At 35.0% G+C, this 16263-nt stretch carries 22 protein-coding genes and 2 pseudogenes; 20 read left to right on the top strand and 4 right to left on the bottom strand.

Annotation, left to right across the window (positions count from 1 at the left end):
* Together D8855_RS10045 and D8855_RS10040 are read left to right on the top strand one after the other, a co-directional pair.
* Positions 1-258 (top strand): DUF5962 family protein (locus tag D8855_RS10045; RefSeq protein WP_221762851.1); only part of this gene is annotated, 258 nt, incomplete at its 5' end.
* Positions 259-271: 13 nt separating this feature from the next.
* Positions 272-568 carry a DUF5966 family protein gene (locus tag D8855_RS10040; protein ID WP_125417186.1) on the top strand — a complete coding sequence of 99 codons (297 nt, stop codon included), beginning with the start codon at positions 272-274 and terminating at the stop codon, positions 566-568.
* A 138-nt stretch (positions 569-706) separates the two neighbouring features.
* Here D8855_RS10040 and D8855_RS10035 read toward each other — a convergent pair.
* Positions 707-1075, bottom strand: a pseudogene (locus D8855_RS10035) (transcriptional regulator); the annotation flags it as partial.
* Positions 1076-1342: 267 nt separating this feature from the next.
* On the opposite strand from D8855_RS10035, the gene D8855_RS10880 reads away from it, so the two are divergent.
* The 4 genes from D8855_RS10880 to D8855_RS10010 all read left to right on the top strand — a co-directional run bounded on the left by D8855_RS10880 (position 1343) and on the right by D8855_RS10010 (position 4875).
* Entirely contained in the window at positions 1343-1513 is a 171-nt protein-coding gene (locus D8855_RS10880) for a PhrA family quorum-sensing system peptide (RefSeq protein WP_125417188.1), read from the top strand.
* 314 nt (positions 1514-1827) lie between these two features.
* Complete coding sequence (locus D8855_RS10020) at positions 1828-2130, top strand: lactococcin 972 family bacteriocin (RefSeq protein ID WP_045611574.1); 303 nt, start codon at positions 1828-1830, stop codon at positions 2128-2130.
* A 95-nt stretch (positions 2131-2225) separates the two neighbouring features.
* Positions 2226-4241: a DUF1430 domain-containing protein gene (locus tag D8855_RS10015; protein WP_125417185.1), complete on the top strand. Its 2016-nt coding sequence runs from the start codon at positions 2226-2228 to the stop codon at positions 4239-4241.
* A 1-nt stretch (position 4242) separates the two neighbouring features.
* Positions 4243-4875 (top strand): ABC transporter ATP-binding protein, encoded by a 633-nt coding sequence (locus D8855_RS10010; protein WP_125417184.1) that lies wholly within the window; start codon positions 4243-4245, stop codon positions 4873-4875.
* A 354-nt stretch (positions 4876-5229) separates the two neighbouring features.
* Here D8855_RS10010 and ndk read toward each other — a convergent pair whose 3' ends face one another.
* The 3 genes and pseudogenes from ndk to D8855_RS09995 all read right to left on the bottom strand — a co-directional run bounded on the left by ndk (position 5230) and on the right by D8855_RS09995 (position 6689).
* Positions 5230-5646 carry a nucleoside-diphosphate kinase gene (ndk, locus tag D8855_RS10005; RefSeq protein ID WP_125417183.1) on the bottom strand — a complete coding sequence of 139 codons (417 nt, stop codon included), beginning with the start codon at positions 5644-5646 and terminating at the stop codon, positions 5230-5232.
* A 185-nt stretch (positions 5647-5831) separates the two neighbouring features.
* Positions 5832-6152, bottom strand: a pseudogene (locus tag D8855_RS10000) (transposase); the annotation flags it as partial.
* A gap of 168 nt (positions 6153-6320) precedes the next feature.
* Positions 6321-6689 carry a hypothetical protein gene (locus D8855_RS09995; RefSeq protein ID WP_125417182.1) on the bottom strand — a complete coding sequence of 123 codons (369 nt, stop codon included), beginning with the start codon at positions 6687-6689 and terminating at the stop codon, positions 6321-6323.
* A gap of 174 nt (positions 6690-6863) precedes the next feature.
* Between D8855_RS09995 and D8855_RS09990 the strand changes: the two genes are divergently transcribed.
* From D8855_RS09990 to D8855_RS09925, 14 genes are all read left to right on the top strand, one after another.
* Positions 6864-7505, top strand: coding sequence for a hypothetical protein (locus D8855_RS09990; RefSeq protein WP_000933084.1), 642 nt, complete (start codon positions 6864-6866; stop codon positions 7503-7505).
* 9 nt (positions 7506-7514) lie between these two features.
* Positions 7515-8600 (top strand): toprim domain-containing protein, encoded by a 1086-nt coding sequence (locus tag D8855_RS09985; RefSeq protein ID WP_125417181.1) that lies wholly within the window; start codon positions 7515-7517, stop codon positions 8598-8600.
* A gap of 50 nt (positions 8601-8650) precedes the next feature.
* The gene (locus tag D8855_RS09980; RefSeq protein WP_000152422.1) at positions 8651-8884 is read left to right on the top strand and encodes a DUF5965 family protein; all 234 of its coding nucleotides are present in this window, start codon (positions 8651-8653) and stop codon (positions 8882-8884) included.
* Positions 8881-9264, top strand: a complete 384-nt coding sequence (locus D8855_RS09975) for a DUF5945 family protein (protein WP_125417180.1) — start codon at positions 8881-8883, stop codon at positions 9262-9264. The genes D8855_RS09980 and D8855_RS09975 overlap by 4 nt, the downstream gene beginning before the upstream one ends.
* 38 nt (positions 9265-9302) lie before the next feature.
* Positions 9303-9578, top strand: coding sequence for a hypothetical protein (locus tag D8855_RS09970; protein WP_125417179.1), 276 nt, complete (start codon positions 9303-9305; stop codon positions 9576-9578).
* A 5-nt stretch (positions 9579-9583) separates the two neighbouring features.
* Positions 9584-10147, top strand: a complete 564-nt coding sequence (locus D8855_RS09965) for a DUF3990 domain-containing protein (protein ID WP_474104124.1) — start codon at positions 9584-9586, stop codon at positions 10145-10147.
* 374 nt (positions 10148-10521) lie between these two features.
* Positions 10522-10710 (top strand): hypothetical protein, encoded by a 189-nt coding sequence (locus D8855_RS09960; RefSeq protein WP_031233184.1) that lies wholly within the window; start codon positions 10522-10524, stop codon positions 10708-10710.
* A gap of 32 nt (positions 10711-10742) precedes the next feature.
* On the top strand, positions 10743-11330 hold the full coding sequence (locus tag D8855_RS09955; RefSeq protein ID WP_125417178.1) for an ATP-binding cassette domain-containing protein: 588 nt from the start codon (positions 10743-10745) through the stop codon (positions 11328-11330).
* Positions 11331-11333: 3 nt separating this feature from the next.
* Positions 11334-12518 (top strand): hypothetical protein, encoded by a 1185-nt coding sequence (locus tag D8855_RS09950; RefSeq protein WP_125417177.1) that lies wholly within the window; start codon positions 11334-11336, stop codon positions 12516-12518.
* 210 nt (positions 12519-12728) lie between these two features.
* On the top strand, positions 12729-12956 hold the full coding sequence (locus D8855_RS09945; protein WP_125417176.1) for a hypothetical protein: 228 nt from the start codon (positions 12729-12731) through the stop codon (positions 12954-12956).
* 152 nt (positions 12957-13108) lie between these two features.
* Complete coding sequence (gene pezA, locus D8855_RS09940) at positions 13109-13585, top strand: type II toxin-antitoxin system antitoxin PezA (RefSeq protein ID WP_125417175.1); 477 nt, start codon at positions 13109-13111, stop codon at positions 13583-13585.
* Positions 13585-14340, top strand: coding sequence for a type II toxin-antitoxin system toxin PezT (gene pezT / locus D8855_RS09935; protein ID WP_125417174.1), 756 nt, complete (start codon positions 13585-13587; stop codon positions 14338-14340). Before pezA ends, pezT begins: the two co-directional genes overlap by 1 nt.
* Positions 14341-14403: 63 nt before the next feature.
* Positions 14404-15810 (top strand): ABC-three component system protein, encoded by a 1407-nt coding sequence (locus D8855_RS09930; RefSeq protein ID WP_054421527.1) that lies wholly within the window; start codon positions 14404-14406, stop codon positions 15808-15810.
* 1 nt (position 15811) lies between these two features.
* A partial coding sequence (locus D8855_RS09925) for an ABC-three component system middle component 1 (RefSeq protein ID WP_376738627.1) occupies positions 15812-16263 on the top strand: 452 nt, incomplete at its 3' end.

Below are 16263 nucleotides of genomic sequence, written 5' to 3'. Positions count from 1 at the left end.
GAAGAGGCTTTGGTACAGGGATTTCAAACACCTGAAGAATACCAAGCCTACAAGGAACTAAAGGAACATTATGAGGAAGTGACGGGGGATTACAGCTTTTCCAAACGAGAACTCACTAGTCAATTGGAAATCGCGCTTCAGAATCATCGAGGTGTGGACTTTGAAGAACATGAGAAAGAGGAGTATTTGGACTTAGTTCAAAAATTAGAAGAGTTTGATTCCTCTCTTGCCACCCATTATCGTCAATTGATTGACTAGAAAGGAGAAAGTCATGAATGATTTACTCCTTATCCCAGTAATTTTTTTAGCAGTAGGAGGAATTCTCATTCTTTTATGGAGACTCTTTCTTATTGCTAGTGGACTTTTCCTTATTGGTTTTATCAGTTTTCTTATTTTCGTGGAGGGCTATGGAATTTATCTGTTCTTTACTGAACCTAGTTTATATTTTGATGATATCAGACAACATGGTTTAACTAGTTTTACGGCTGTTTACCTTTTCATCAATCTAATGTTGTTTCTAGGCTTCAGTTGGCATTTCATAAAGTCCAAAAATAAGGAAAATATGTAAACTTGTTATCCGGTTAAAAGACTTTATCTGAATCTAAATTCGGATAAGGTTTTTTATTTATGTGACTGATAGTATTAATCTCACTATCAGCCTTACAGGTTATTTAACGTTTCAGAAAAACTATAATGTCAAGATTAACTAAACAATATCTAATTCCTTCAAATAGTTTTCTATCTTCATCAACATTAAAGGATTGTTATAAATCTTACATAACTCTCTTGCTTCTATATAATAATTTTTGACTTGTTCTTTATCTAGAAATTTGGCTCCAGCATTTCCTACAAGAATAAGTAGGGGAGCCAGTTGGTAGCTTGTCTGTCTTTGTTTACAGAGTTCAATCGTCTCAAGAGCTTCTTGGATGGCTTCGTTATATTTTTCCTTTGATACTAGGTAGTGAGCGTAGTTGTAACGAACTCTGATGTAGCCAAATAAAAACTCTTGATGCTCAAAATTTTTTGTCTGATATAACTCCATTAAATGAAAGTAGTTTACCTCATATTCTTGTTCACAAATTCCTTCTGCAAGAGTTTGTTGGGAGAGTCTCAACTCTTTTCTTTTCAATCTGAATTTTTCAGCTAATGTAGTCATAAAAACAAAAAACCTTCCTAATTTATATTTGTCAATTATATATCATTTAGTTAAAGACGGCAAATATTTGCTCGATAAAATTACAAATAGAAATAATAAAAAAAGTTCAAAATATAATAAAAATACTTGACTGAATAATATACATATGTTAAAATAAAAACAAGGAAACAGAAAGGGGTTTCACGAATAAAGAAAAATCGTGGAATTCAAAAATTAGCTATATTAGTATTACTAGGTGTTTTTACGTTTAGTAACACAATTCCTTACCAACAGTTTGTTCAGAAGAATAAACGATTGGAGATTCGAGTGCAATTACAAAAGAATTCCAATGGTCTTGATGTTGGGAAGGTAGATTGATTTCGTATTACTTTAAAATTCAACTATTTAGAGAAAGGTATTCTTATGAGAGCTTGTAACAATACCAGATAGATATAAGAATGGAGATGTTTAATAAAATGCTTTCATAGCTAACCAACTGTTGAAAATTATGAGTTACAAAATCTAAAGTATTTAAGATTGGTTTATAAAATTAGGTCTCTGCCTGTAGAAAGGAACGTGCAGTTAGAAAGGAGGAAAAAATAGGATACTATAATTCAGACTGAGATTTCTAATTAAAATATGTAGTTGCATTTCGCTCATTTTCATAATATTTCATTCAGAGGAGTAATAATATGTTAAAATTTAGAAAAGTAGTTGCATCATCCCTTGCCGTTTTGGCATGTAGTTTGGCTCTTCCTGTTTTGGCAGTTTCTCTCCATGGTGGCGAGTGGACCTATGGAGGCTATCATGATCCAAATAATTGGGGAGCATTTTCGAATTATTATCATGGTTCAGAGGATCACTGGGCCTATGTTGGAAGTAATGGACGTGACAATCAAAAAACAGCTTATGCAGGAGCACATAGTGCGGCCTATGCGTTTGTTAATACAAATTTTGGGGAGCAAGTTACATTTGATGCGGGATTGCAAGAATAATTGAAGAAGATTCTTTTATCAATAGTTTAGTAAGCTTGTTAGTTTATAGAGGGCAGGGGTATTTCTGCCCTCTATTTTAGAATAAGGAATGCACTATGAAAAAATTATTTATACTCATATCCAACCTGCTTGCTAGTTTGTTCTTTGTTTGGGTATTTACCATTTGGACTGATACATATGTTTCCCATTATTACCCCAACGTTGTTGTACGTGATTCTTCCCCTGAAACAACTTTTCAGCATGTTGCTACACGCTTGGAAAAACTAGCAGAAGAAACGGATAGCTTTATTGCGATTCAACACCAGGATCCTAACTCAGAAGGTACTCCAGTGTTTTCTTATACGACCTTTGGGAACGGAAAGTTGCCTGATGGGCTACAGGAAAAAAATCTAGAAGATGCTCAAAGTAGTAGTGTTGAAACAAACTATTTTGTATTCGATGGAAACCTAGATATTCACTTGCTAAGAGAGGAGCTAAGTCAACTTGGCTTGACTAACATGCACCTGATAATTCCATCTAAACTATCTACGTTAATGGCTATCTTTAGTAACGGATTTCAGTTAATCGGTTTATTGATTTTCATCTTAACCTTTGGAGCACTGACTTTAATTAGTCAAATTAGCCAATTACGGTCGTCGGGCATTCGCCTCATTTCAGGAGAGAAACGGTGGTCCATTTTCCTTAGACCAGTTGGTGAGGATTTGAAAGGGATAGCTGTTGGTTTCAGTTTAGCTGGCGTGCTCGCCATTCTTATGCAAAAAATTCTGTCGCTTCCAACGCAATCCCTAATGACCATAGGAGAAGGCTTGCTCAGTTATAATCTCATCTTGTTGTTGATCTCCCTGTTTTTCGCTCAACTCTTCGCAGTTGGGATAAAAAAGATACACCTGATGCAGATTATAAAAGGGCAAGTGCCTGTCAGAGGAATCATTAGTTTGATTTTAATCGGTCAACTATTAGCGATTATTATTGTAACGCTGGGAATAGGGAGTAGCTTAAAGTATTCCCAAGCCTGGCAACAGCATCGGATTGGACAAGAGGCTTGGAGCCAGGAAAGGCAACTGATTACCCTATCATTCAGCCGTGAAGGAACGAGTCCTGGTTCTGATGAACAAGCTCAAAGGAAACTCAGAACTTGGTATCAATTGATGGATCTGGCTGTTTCAGAAAAAAAGGCTTTCTTATCTAGACACCAGTTAATTGACCGTTCTTTGCAAAATGGCATGGCTTCCTCCAAAAACTTTATAACCTCTACAGAATGGCACGATTACAACCCGAATGGCAATGTCCTTATCGTCACACCGCAATACTTGGAGCGTCAAAACATTCCTGTAGATACAACTATTGAGCAAAAGATGAATCACCTTGATGTAGGGGAGTTTGTCTTATTGCTGCCTGAACACCTCCGTTCAGAGGAAGAACATTATAAATCTGTTTTTGAAGACGACTTAACCAGTCGCATGTCTAGTAAAGATGAACGACAGCAAATGACTGCTACGGTAGGTTATTTGGAATCAGGTCAGGATCGTTTTGTGTATAATACGACCCCTATTTCTTACCAGCAGTTTTTGAAAGATCCAATCATCATTGTTATAACACCCCAATCAACTGGTCCACAGTCCATTTTCTTTTGGGTAGACGCAGTACAGAATTACGTTCTCTTTAATCAATTGTCTGATGCCCAGGAGCTTATCCAGAGACAAGGCATTGAAAATTGGGTCTCAGAAATGCAAACAGGTTACCACAACTACATCACATTATCGGATAATATCCAGAGGGAACGTTGGGTAATGCTAGCAGGAGCTGTGCTTGGGATTACAACTTCAATCTTGTTGTTTAACACTATGAATAGGCTCTACTTTGAAGAATTTAGACGTGCCATTTTTATCAAACGCATTGCAGGTCTCAGGTTCTTAGAAATCCATCGCACTTATCTCTTTGCTCAACTGGGTGTGTTTTTACTGGGATTTGTTGCGAGTGTATTTCTTATGGTAGAGATAGTAGTTGCTTTCTTAGTCTCGTTACTCTTTACTGGTCTATCTCTTTTACAGTTACATGTCCAAATGCAGAAAGAAAACAAGATGTCCATGCTTGTTTTGAAGGGAGGTTAATATGATTGAACTTAAACAGGTGAGTAAATCTTTTGGAGAACGAGAGTTATTTTCGAATCTTTCAATGACATTTGAGGCTGGAAAAGTCTATGCCTTAATTGGTTCAAGTGGTAGCGGAAAAACAACCTTGATGAACATGATTGGGAAATTAGAATCTTATGATGGGACGATTTTTTACCGAGGTAAAGACTTGTCCAATTATAAATCGAGTGATTTTTTCCGTCACGAATTGGGCTACCTCTTCCAGAACTTTGGCTTAATTGAAAACCAAAGTATTGAAGAAAACCTTAAGCTAGGTCTCATTGGTCAAAAGTTGAGTCGGTCGGAACAGCGGTTGAGGCAGAAGCAGGCTTTAGAACAGGTCGGCCTGGCTTATCTTGACCTAGATAAGCGCATCTTTGAGTTATCGGGCGGAGAATCGCAACGGGTTGCCTTGGCAAAAATTATCTTAAAGAATCCACCCTTTATTCTGGCAGATGAGCCAACAGCTTCAATAGACCCAGCAACCTCTCAGTTGATTATGGAGATTTTGCTATCTCTTCGAGATGATAATAGGCTAATCATTATCGCAACACATAATCCGGCAATTTGGGAGATGGCTGATGAAGTGTTCACGATGGATCGTCTGAAATAAAAATCCTTGTTTTTAATTGCACGATGAGTTACTGAAATATTATAGTTGATTGAAACAAGAACAGGACAAAAGAACCTTTTGTGCCATATTTTTCACCTTTCGCTTTACAATTGGCTTGAACACCTTTATTGTATCGCGTTTGGAGTTTTTTGGTATAACCTTCGACGCGCACCCGCATAGCGGGTGTTTTTTGTCTTGCACCTAACGGAGCGATACGAACTAATAGTCACTTAATCAAAAAACGCACCATATCAAAAACTAAAAAGTTTGATATCATGCGTCATATCTTAAACTAATTGACTATACTTTCTATTCAAATGAGTTTTTTAACCAATTGATTGAGCCAATTCACTCTTAAAACCAAAGAGCAATTTCTCGCTTAGCTGACTCTTCTGAATCTGAACCATGTACAACAACATTTTGAATAACCTCATTTTCTCCAGCCGCTTTTGCAAAATCACCTCGAATAGTCCCTGGTAAAGCTTCTTCTGGACGAGTTGCACCCATCATGGTCCGCCAAGTTTCGATTACTTTAGGACCAGAAATGACACCCACAAGAACCGGGCCTGAAGTCATAAATTCACAAATCAGTGGGTAAAAACTCTGGTCAACTAAGTCCTGATAGTGCTGGTCAATCAGCTCTTCTGAAATCTGTGAACGCAACTCCAATTTTTCGATTGTAAATCCACGTTGTTCGATGCGTTTCAACACTTCACCCACTAGTCCTCTTTTTACACCGTCTGGTTTAATGATAAAAAATGTTTGTTCCATACCTGTCTCCTTTGTCAGCTTCTTTCTTTTATACTCTTCGAAAATCTCTTCAAACCGTGTCAGCTTCAGCTTGGATTATATATGTGACTGACTTCGTCAGTCTTATCTACAACCTCAAAGCGGTGCTTTGAGCAACCTGCGGCTAGCTTTCTAGTTTGCTCTTTGATTTTCATTGAGTATTATAGTCAATTGAAACAAGAACAAGACAAAAGAGCCTCGTAAAAGGTATTGCAATTTGGTAATACCTTTTTGAGGTGCTTTTTGATATGAGCCCATGTTTTCTCAATAGGATTGTACTCAGGTGAGTAGGGAGGAAGAGGTAAAAGTTTATGCCCAAACTCTTCACACAAAAGTTCTAGCTTCCCCATTCTATGGAATCTTGCATTATCCATAATAATAACTGATGGTACATTTAATGTTGGTAAGAGAAACTTCTGAAACCAAGCTTCAAAAAAGTCGCTGCTCATCGTTTCTTCGTAAGTCATTGGAGCGATTAACTCACCATGATAACAAGAGCTTTCTCGAAATGGAGAAGCCTCCATCATCTGAATCAGAGCTAAGCGCTCATGTTGAGTATGTTTGTCTTGAATAGAAACATCTCTATACACTCCACTCGTCAAGTCGGATAGGGCATTTATTTGTATGAGATTATAGGATTTAACATCCGTTTGGGTTTAGACAGAGGTTTCTGTATCCATGGGATTTCGAGGAATACAGATATCACTCCCATCTGCAGCGAATATTGGGAAATCAGTGTTGAATGGAATAGGTGCTGTAAATTTTTTAAATAGGGCATAGAAAGCCTCAGGTTTTATTTGATAGCGTCTTTGAATAAAGGCTGAATTTGAAACTGTCAGTTTGGCATCTAGTAATTCTTTTGACAGTGATTTCCCTCCCATTCCCAGAATGGTACGAATCATGGTTTCTAGTGATAACCTTCTTTTACGAGTAAAGGCCTGTTCATCTTGTTTGACATACTCAACTTTTTGACCAAGGATACTCTGAATACTCTTATTCACGTGGGCTGTTATTTGTTTTATCATGGCAAATACCTCCGTAACTCTAGTTTATCACATAAAAAAGAAACCCAAATACAGAATCGTATTTGAATTTCTTAACTTAATTATATTGGACTCTTCAGAGACTTTTTCTTGTGATAAAAGCTCCAAGTCATATCTGGTATTCTTGACCTAGTTTTTATAGAAAGAAGGTCTAAGATGTTAAATAAAGTCAAAACTAAAGCCTTAATTAGTGTTGGAGCAGTAGCCGCAACTAGCTTTATTCTCATGATGGGATATACTGCTGGGCAACATTCTACTGCCAAACAAAGTCGCAAAGAGATTGAATTGGCTGCAGCTAAACTTGTAGAGGACAAACAAGCAGAAGATAAGGCAAGTATTTTGTCATCTGATACTGTAAAAGAATTTTTGACGCAGTACTATACGAAAGAAAAGCTCGGAGAAAATAATACACGTATTCAACCTTATATGACTGAATCGGCTTATTCTCAAGAATTGACAAGTCAAAACGATGCTATGAACCAAGTATATAAGGACTATATTTTGGATTATCATTTTGAAAAAGCTGATATCTTTGTCAATCAGACTACGAATCAAGCCATTGCCATGGTCTCTTATAATGTAACCTATGTATCTGATTTAAAGAATGCCAACCAATCAAAGACAAATCAGACAGAAACCAGAACGGTTAAATTGTCCTATTCTAAACTACCTGGTAAGTTATTAGTCAATCAAGTGCAGGTTTGGAAATCTGGATTAGATGATTTAGATAAGGCAACTCCCAAAACCTTAGAAGAATCATCATCAGTTCCATCATTGCCAAATACTACGACAAAATGATGATATTGCATGGAAATAGAAAAATGTAAGCAAATTTCAATTCTTGATGTAGCCAATCGATTAGGTATCTCCTTTAAACAAGTTTCTAGCAGTGTCTATGAACATCCTGAACACGATTCATTCCGGATTTTTTCGAATACCAATACTTTTAAATGGTTTTCAAGAGATATTCAAGGTGATGTCATTGATTTTGTTCAACTTGTTAAGGGAATTTCCTTTAAAGAAACTCTAGCATTTCTTTCTGAAGAACCTTTTCAAAAAGAAGCTGTTCAAGAAAAAAGAGAGAGACCATTTTATTATCCTTTAAAGAGAATAGAAGATTCTAACTGTAGTCTGGCCAGATATTATTTAACAGAATGTAGAGGAATTTCAGAAGAAATCATACAAAAGATGATTCAACAAGGTTTGATGTCACAAGCCAGTTGGAAAACAAATGAAACTGTTGAACCTGTTATTGTTTTTAAAAGCTTTGATCATCGACACAAACTGCAGGCAGCAAGCTTACAAGGGATTTATAAGAATCCCGCTCTTTCTAGAGAGAGGTTAAAAACGATTCTAAAAGGAAGCCATGGACATGTTGGAATATCCTTTGACATTGGTAAACCAAAAAGACTGGTCTTTTGTGAATCGTTCGTCGACTTGATAAGCTATTACGAACTTCATCAACAAAGTCTATCAGATGTTCGCTTGGTATCTATGGAGGGATTAAAAAGGTCTGTTGTAGCTTATCAAACTTTACGACTGATAGCTGAAGAAAATCAGAAGTTGGAATTCTTAGATACAGTAACACCTTCAAAGTTATTGCCTTTGATCAATACAATTCGTGATACCACTACCTATTTCAATAATCATCCTGATTTATTGACACTTGCGGTAGATTGTGATGATGCAGGTAAAGATTTTTCTGATAAGTTATCTCAATCAGGATTGCCTGTTTTACTGGATTTACCTGATAATGAATTTGGGAAAGAAAAAATAGACTGGAATGATATTCTTAGAGAAAAGAAATCAGATTTTCAATCTATGATTGAGAATTCAAAAGAGACATTTGGAAATCCACCAGTAAGACAAACCTCTCAATGTTTAGAATTGTGATAACAAAATCAAGATGTTTTAGCTAATATTAGAATGAAGGAGGATCGTATATGACCATAATCGAACGCTTAGAAGAAAAGGTCACTAGGCAAGAAAGCAAGGTAGCAAGAGAAACAGAAAAACTAGCTGCTTACAAAGAGCAACTGGAGACAGCGATGTTTGCGACGTTCAAAAGACGTCAAAGCATAAGTCACATGAGTTTTGAAGAAGCTCTTGACCATGCCTTCGGTAGAGAAAGACAATTCGATGATTCTGAATTTAGAAAGGATGAAATGAGTGAATGACAAAAGATTGGAATTTTAATCAACCATTAGAAAGTAAATCAGAAAATCAAGAAGATCCAGATAAAATTGCTGCCTTATTTGGAAATCATCAAGGAGGTAATGATGTAAATTATGAAGCAGCTTTTCAAAAGCGTAAACAAGCACCTGTGACGGAATCAAATTCTAGTTCTAAACCCAAAGTTACAGAGGTTAGAACAGGAAAAGAGACAGATATCACTACAAGTTATCAGCAACATCTTAAACGGCTGATTGCGGATAACAATAGCGATATTCAAAGTAGTCAAAAGAAAATTGAAGAGCTACATACGTTGATTGACACAAGGAATAAAGACAATAAGAAATTGCAGTCCATTTATGATGCGATTTCCGAATTACACTAAGCAGTCTTAAGAGGCTGCTTTTTTTTGAGAGGTTATAGATGTTTACAAAATTTTTTAAGAAAAAACAAGACAATAGTGATGTATTTAAGAAACTAATTCATCGACTATCTGATATGTCTGTCCAGGATCTTGAAAAAATAGACCGACTGCTAGATATCATTTTCACTCCAGATCAAGGATCAGAACAACTAAAAACAGAAGCAACTTATAGAGAAGAAACTTTGGACGACACATTAAAGGAAGCTAAGAACCAACTTCATAAGGAACAATTGGAAAAGAATTTAGAGAGATTTAGGAAAGACGGAAGGAAGTAAATGTTTTGGAGTTGACTACCAAGCAGGAAAAGCAACTAGGTCAGACGCAGTGGTTTCATGCTACATTATTGAGACATTTAGAATCCTTGAAAAAGGGAATCGATGTTAAATTTAATTTAGGAAGTGAGCTAGACTTTGGACCTGGTTTCTATATCACACCTGACTTTGAACAAGCTAGAAAATTTATTAACAAGCAAGTTGAAGTATTAAATCGAAGCACCTCTAATAATAATATTTTTGACTCTGAAGAAGAAGTAGGTATTATAGTAGAATTTCGTATTTCAAATTTTATAGAAATTTTTAAGAGCACTGACTATCATTGTCACTATTTTTCAAAATATNAAAAGTCAGAGTCAGATTTAGATTTTGCGGAATTTGTAATTCAAAATCGGGAGAATCCAGATGAATTACAACATCATTTTGATTTTATCTATGGTGTTCAGACTGATGACAATCCACCCCAAGTTTTAGCTCATTTTCGTCAGAATGAAATTACAAAAGAAGAAATGCTTGATGAGTTTAGAAAACCGGTAACTTCTAAAACTAACTTCCAGTTTCCCACAACATAGCTTTTAGTATGAGAAAAACGCGTGAAATCAGTGGAAATTCGTCTTAGACTAACTTCCACTAGTTTTCTTTTTCTTGATATATAAGGGTTCAAAAGCGAAAAGACTTAGAAAAAAGTGCACGACAAATAGCTCTAAAACAGAGTCGTCTTAGAGTAAATTCCAGTTGCTAGCGTTTAGTGTAAGATTTTTCGGATCAAAAAAATTATTACATAACAAATAAAAAAACTATTGCATAACAGAGAAAAAAATGATATAATTAAAGCGCTTTCGAAAGTAAATATATTAGTGAGGTGAAAACCATGAAAAAATCAGCAAAAGTTGTTTTATTAGCTAGTTTGTTATCACTTGGTCTTTTTCAGTCCAGTGTATCTGCTGTGACAGTCACTAAAAGTTACAGGTATGATTGGAATACGGTTTGGGAATATAGTACCAACTATCACGACCATCAATATGCTTGGATTCCGTCATGGTCTCGTTATGACAGCTATTCAGAGTATAAAGTTGATTCTGGCTGGAATTACGATCGTTATGAGGTCATAAACTACTATACTGGAGGATATTAATAGTTAAACGTTCAGAAGAAGGAGAGTTTGATATGTTAAGGCTTACTCATGTTACCCTAAAAACGCGACAAGTCATCTTGCAAGATGCGGATTTCACCTTTAAAAAGGGTAGGATTTATGGTCTTCTTGCTATCAATGGCTCTGGAAAGACGACCCTGTTCCGCGCCATTAGCAACTTAATTCCTATAAGTAGTGGAAATATTGTAGCTCCTCCTTCTTTCTTTTATTATGAGAGTGTTGAATGGCTGGATGGAAACTTAAGTGGGATGGACTATCTTCGCCTTATAAAAAATATCTGGAAGTCAGATCTAAACTTGAGGGATGAAATCGCCTACTGGGAAATGTCTGACTATATCAGTCTTCCCATTCGCAAGTATTCCTTAGGGATGAAGCAACGCTTGGTGATTGCCATGTATTTTCTCAGTCATGCGAAATGCTGGCTTATGGATGAGATTACAAATGGCTTAGATGAGTATTATCGACAGAAGTTTTTTGATAGGCTGGCACAAATTGATAGACAAGAGCAGCTGGTTCTTTTGAGTTCCCACTATAAGGAAGAGTTGGTTGACGTCTGCGATAGAATAGTAACCATTCATCAGGGAAAGATAGAAGAGGTTTAGTTTATGAAAGATGTTGGTCTATTTTTATTAAAAAAAGTTTTCAAAAGTCGCTTAAACTGGATTATCTTAGCTTTATTTGTATCTGTACTCGGTGTTACCTTTTATTTCAATAGTCGGACTGCAAACTCAGTCAGCTTGGAGAGTCGGTTGGATACTCATCTTGTAGCAAATGAGAGAGCTATCAATAAAAATGAAGAGAAACTCTCTCAAATGTCTGACACCAGCTCGGAGGAATACCAGTTTGTTAAAGAAAATTTAGACTTGCAAAAAAATCTTTTGACTCAAAAGAAAGAAATTCTAGCTTTGTTAAAAGAAGGACGCTGGAAAGAAGCCTACTATTTGCAGTGGCAAGCTGAAGAAAAGAGTTATGAAATTGTATCGAAGGAACCAACTTCTAGCTCTGACTTAAAAATGGCGGTTGACCGTGAACGGAAGATTTACCAAGCCCTATATCCCTTGAACATAAAAGCGCACAATTTAGATTATCCGACTCACGGGATTGATCAGATTGTCTGGATTTTAAAGGCTATCATCCCAACCTTGTTTGTGATTGCTATTATTTTTATGCTAACGCAACTATTTGCAGAAAGATATCAAAATCATCTGGACACAGCTCAGTTATATCCTTTTTCAAAAGTGGCATTTGCCATGTCCTCTCTTGGAGTTGGAGTGGGCTATGTAACTGTGCTGTTTATCGGAATCAGTGGATTTTCTTTTCTAGTGGGAAGTCTGATAAGTGGTTTTGGGCAGTTAGATTATCCCTACCCGATATATAGCTTAACAAATCAAGAAGTAACTATTGGGAAAATACAAGATGTGTTATTTCCTAGCTTGTTACTAGCTTTCTTAGCTTTTATCATCATTGTGGAAGTTGTGTATTTGATTGCTTACTTTTTCAAGCAAAAAATGCCTGTCCTCTTTCTTTCACTCATTGGAATTGTTGGCTTATTGTTTGGCATTCAAACAATTCAGCCTCTTCAAAGAATTGCACATCTGATTCCCTTTACTTACTTGCGTTCAGTGGAGATTTTATCTGGAAGATTACCTAAGCAAATTGATAATGTCAATCTGAATTGGAGCATGGGGATGGTCTTACTTCCTTGCCTGATTATCCTTTTGTTAGTGGGAATTCTATTTATCGAAAGATGGGGAAGTTCACAGAAAAAAGAATTTTTTAATAGATCCTAGCTTTCCTATAGGGAAAATAAGTAAAAACTAACATAGAGAGGGAATCAACTTGATTCTCTCTTTTTGATTCGAAAACCAAGCCAAAATACAAACACAAACTTTTCAAAAAAAGTTTAGAAAACCCTATTCTTTTAAACAATTATCCACTCACAACCAATCTTTTAAAATAGAGAAGATTTATCAATCAAAAACAGGAGAGGAGTTACAAAAATGGCAGTAGTATCATTGGAAAATAATATTAAACTATATAGTTCAGAATTATTTCAAGCACTGTTAAAAGCCTCTAATTATAAATTGGATGAGCGTATTGCTCAGACTGTTGCAGAAGGCTATGCTCGTAATCTAGATTATTCTGATCCTGAACTGATGCATGTTGGTGTAACTTCGGTTGCTAACAATCTGCTTACAAAAATGAAACAAGAGTATTTTAATGTATAGTATTTTGAAAAGCCACCGAAAAAGGAATTATTCTTTAAGGTGGCTTTTTTAGAAGTAAAGTTTAGGCTAGAAAAACAAGAAATAACGCACCAATTTTGGTGCGTTATGCTTTTTTATGCTATAATTGAATTATAAAAATAAAGGAGTTTGCCATGATTGGAAAGAACATAAAATCCTTACGTAAAACACATGACTTAACACAACCCGAATTTGCACGGATTGTAGGTATTTCACGAAATAGTCTGAGTCGTTATGAAAATGGAACGAGTTCAGTCTCTACCGAATTAATAGACATCATTTGTCAGAAGTTTAATGTATCTTATGTCGATATTGTAGGAGAAGATAAAATGCTCAATCCTGTTGAAGATTATGACTTGACTTTAAAAATTGAAATTGTGAAAGAAAGAGGTGCTAATCTATTATCACGACTCTATCGTTATCAAGATAGTCAGGGGATTAGCATTGATGATGAATCTAATCCTTGGATTTTAATGAGTGATGATCTATCTGACTTGATTCATACGAATATCTATTTAGTAGAAAATTTTGATGAAATAGAGAGGTATAGCGGCTATTTGGATGGAATTGAACGTATGTTAGAGATATCTGAAAAACGGATGGTAGCCTAATGGAAATCCAAGATTATACCGATAGTGAATTCAAACATGCTTTAGAGCGGAACATTCGCTCACTGACAAGAGGAAAAAAGTCCAGTAAGCAACCTATAGCGATTTTGCTTGGAGGGCAAAGTGGTGCCGGTAAGACTACAATTCATCGTATTAAACAGAAAGAATTTCAAGGCAATATTGTTATTATTGATGGAGATAGTTTTCGCTCTCAGCATCCACACTATTTAAAACTGCAGCAAGAATATGGCAAAGATAGTGTTGAATACACCAAAGATTTTGCGGGTAAAATGGTAGAGTCTTTAGTAACAGAATTGAGTCATTTGGGATACAATCTTTTGATAGAGGGAACTTTACGAACGATTGATGTTCCAAAGAAAACAGCACAACTCTTGAAAAATAAGGGATATGAAGTACAATTAGCCTTGATTGCGACAAAGCCTAAGCTGTCCTATCTGAGCACCCTTATCCGATACGAAGAACTGTACGCTATCAATCCAAATCAAGCACGCGCAACTCCAAAAGAACATCATGATTTCATTGTAAATCATCTAGTTGATAATACACGACAATTAGAAGAACTAGCTATCTTTGAAAGAATTCAAATTTATCAACGAGATAGAAGTTGTGTATATGATTCAAAAGAAAATACAGCTCCAGCAGCAGATATTCTTCAAGAATTACTGTTTGGGGAGTGGAGTCAGGTAGAGAAAGAGATGTTGAAGGTGGGGGAAAAGAAGTTAAAAAGTTACAAGTAAGCATGAACTTTTAATATATGAGTTAAATTTTATCAATTTTTAAAGAATAACAGGAGGTTAAAATTGTCTAGCTCTAGTGTTGAACAGAATAGAAACGCTACTCCTAGCTGGAGTGGATATATCCATCAAGGGAAAGTAGGATTTTTAGTAGCGTTAAGACAATTGAAAAAATGTATTGATGATAAGGTGCCTAATTACGAGAATTATGTGATTAGATATGAAAATGATGAAGATTTTGATATTGTTGATAACAACGACAAAGTTATATCTAGGCATCAAGTAAAGGCATACATAGATGGTACATCAAGGGAACAATATTCAACTCTTTTTAAGATACAAACAAGAAAATATTGTGAGGTTGAGGATAAGAGAAGTAATCAAAAGATTTGGAAAGAAATAATTGATGAGGAAGGATTTCAAATCCATCAATTTGATGGGCAAGGACACATACTAGCTGTAGAAGTTAGTCCTGATTCAAGATACTTACACGTTATTGTAGCAATAACAGATTTCAATTTATCTCGGTATGAATATTTAAAGAAAGACGGTCGCAGAAAAAAATATACTGATAATAATTCATGTATTCAACTATATCCATACAATAAAGAAAACGATCTTTATCATTGTCCACTTTCTCAGGATGATAAAAATGATACAATTAGAGATTATTGTAAAGCTGAAATTAAAGAAATTTTAAAGATAGAAAAAAATCCTTTAGAAGAGAATAGTTCTCATCTTGAACAAGTATATCATAGATATATTGGATCGTTATTGGATCATAGTATCGGAAAAGCACACAGTGAATCTGGTTTTCCAGAAATATCCTTTGGAGAGATAATTGCTATTCTTGAAGAAGAAATGCCTAAAGATGAAGTATATAAAATGAAGAATACTTTGACTTATAGTTGGGAAAAATATCATCGAGATTCTGTAGGCGATATTTCTGAGGATGATTTTAAACTGATGGACAATATAATCAATCAATTATTGTCTATGTCTAAAGAAGATTTTTATGAGTTTGTAAGAATGGTTTTACCTCATGAAAAGTCGGATGAGGATTTTGCAGAAATATTTAATATTACTCTCTTAGAAAAAATATTCTATTCGTTGATAAAAGATGTTAGAAAATTCTCGTTTAAACATTATAGTTTCTTAGATGAAGTTGAAAAAAGTTATAGATTCTCCTTAATTGATATTGAAGAATCCCCTGGTCGTATTGCAAGGGTAATTAAAAATATTATTGATAATTCAGAATTTTTAAAAGCCACTTTTAATCATGATTTTCTTATTAATAGGGATATAGATGGTATTCCGTTTGGAGTAAGAATAGATGAATTTGATAGTATGTCAGATAATAGATATAAAGATGAATGGAATACAGGAGTGCAACATAATATTTTTAAACCGAATATGGAATTCATTGGTATTAAGAAAGTAAAAGCAAAGAATTTGACTGTGCCGGAGGACTAATATGAGAGACATCGTTATAAAATTTTTACAAAATAACCATTTTAACCAGTTGGATACAGAATTTGATTTCTATACTAACTCACAAAACTCAGAGTATTTTATTGTTAGTCAATATAGTTCTAATGAGCTACATAATTTTTTTGATGATGATAAGACTTCACAAGTAATAAAAGAGTTTGAGAGACTATCTTTGAAATCAGAACACGAGAATATTAAGAAAAATACCTCTCTGTTTATTTTAGTAGAAGTTGATAATTTAAAAGAAGCATTTGAAGATGAAAAACTCCAACGCTCAATATTGTTAATTGAAGAGGACTATTACTATTTTAGAAAGTTCATTTTATTATACACTCAAAATGGGTTGTCGGATTTACGAGATAAAGAGACTAATGAAATGCTCTATACTTATTTAAATGCTAATATTAATATTTTTGAAATAGATATGTTTTTTAG

Origin of the sequence: Streptococcus mitis, from assembly GCF_003942685.1 — a bacterium.
Lineage (GTDB): Bacteria > Bacillota > Bacilli > Lactobacillales > Streptococcaceae > Streptococcus > Streptococcus mitis_CD.
Note: the sequence above shows the minus strand (reverse complement) of the source record. Positions and strands in the feature narration are given on the sequence as shown.

Bases quoted from the DNA above. Each gene is read 5' to 3' on its own strand.
- D8855_RS10040 (WP_125417186.1), top strand. From the start codon at position 272: ATGAATGATTTACTCCTTATCCCAGTAATTTTTTTAGCAGTAGGAGGA.
- D8855_RS10020 (WP_045611574.1), top strand. From the start codon at position 1,828: ATGTTAAAATTTAGAAAAGTAGTTGCATCATCCCTTGCCGTTTTGGCA.
- D8855_RS10015 (WP_125417185.1), top strand. From the start codon at position 2,226: ATGAAAAAATTATTTATACTCATATCCAACCTGCTTGCTAGTTTGTTC.
- D8855_RS10010 (WP_125417184.1), top strand. From the start codon at position 4,243: ATGATTGAACTTAAACAGGTGAGTAAATCTTTTGGAGAACGAGAGTTA.
- ndk (WP_125417183.1), bottom strand. From the start codon at position 5,646: ATGGAACAAACATTTTTTATCATTAAACCAGACGGTGTAAAAAGAGGA.
- D8855_RS09995 (WP_125417182.1), bottom strand. From the start codon at position 6,689: ATGATAAAACAAATAACAGCCCACGTGAATAAGAGTATTCAGAGTATC.
- D8855_RS09990 (WP_000933084.1), top strand. From the start codon at position 6,864: ATGTTAAATAAAGTCAAAACTAAAGCCTTAATTAGTGTTGGAGCAGTA.
- D8855_RS09985 (WP_125417181.1), top strand. From the start codon at position 7,515: ATGGAAATAGAAAAATGTAAGCAAATTTCAATTCTTGATGTAGCCAAT.
- D8855_RS09980 (WP_000152422.1), top strand. From the start codon at position 8,651: ATGACCATAATCGAACGCTTAGAAGAAAAGGTCACTAGGCAAGAAAGC.
- D8855_RS09975 (WP_125417180.1), top strand. From the start codon at position 8,881: ATGACAAAAGATTGGAATTTTAATCAACCATTAGAAAGTAAATCAGAA.
- D8855_RS09970 (WP_125417179.1), top strand. From the start codon at position 9,303: ATGTTTACAAAATTTTTTAAGAAAAAACAAGACAATAGTGATGTATTT.
- D8855_RS09955 (WP_125417178.1), top strand. From the start codon at position 10,743: ATGTTAAGGCTTACTCATGTTACCCTAAAAACGCGACAAGTCATCTTG.
- D8855_RS09950 (WP_125417177.1), top strand. From the start codon at position 11,334: ATGAAAGATGTTGGTCTATTTTTATTAAAAAAAGTTTTCAAAAGTCGC.
- D8855_RS09945 (WP_125417176.1), top strand. From the start codon at position 12,729: ATGGCAGTAGTATCATTGGAAAATAATATTAAACTATATAGTTCAGAA.
- pezA (WP_125417175.1), top strand. From the start codon at position 13,109: ATGATTGGAAAGAACATAAAATCCTTACGTAAAACACATGACTTAACA.
- pezT (WP_125417174.1), top strand. From the start codon at position 13,585: ATGGAAATCCAAGATTATACCGATAGTGAATTCAAACATGCTTTAGAG.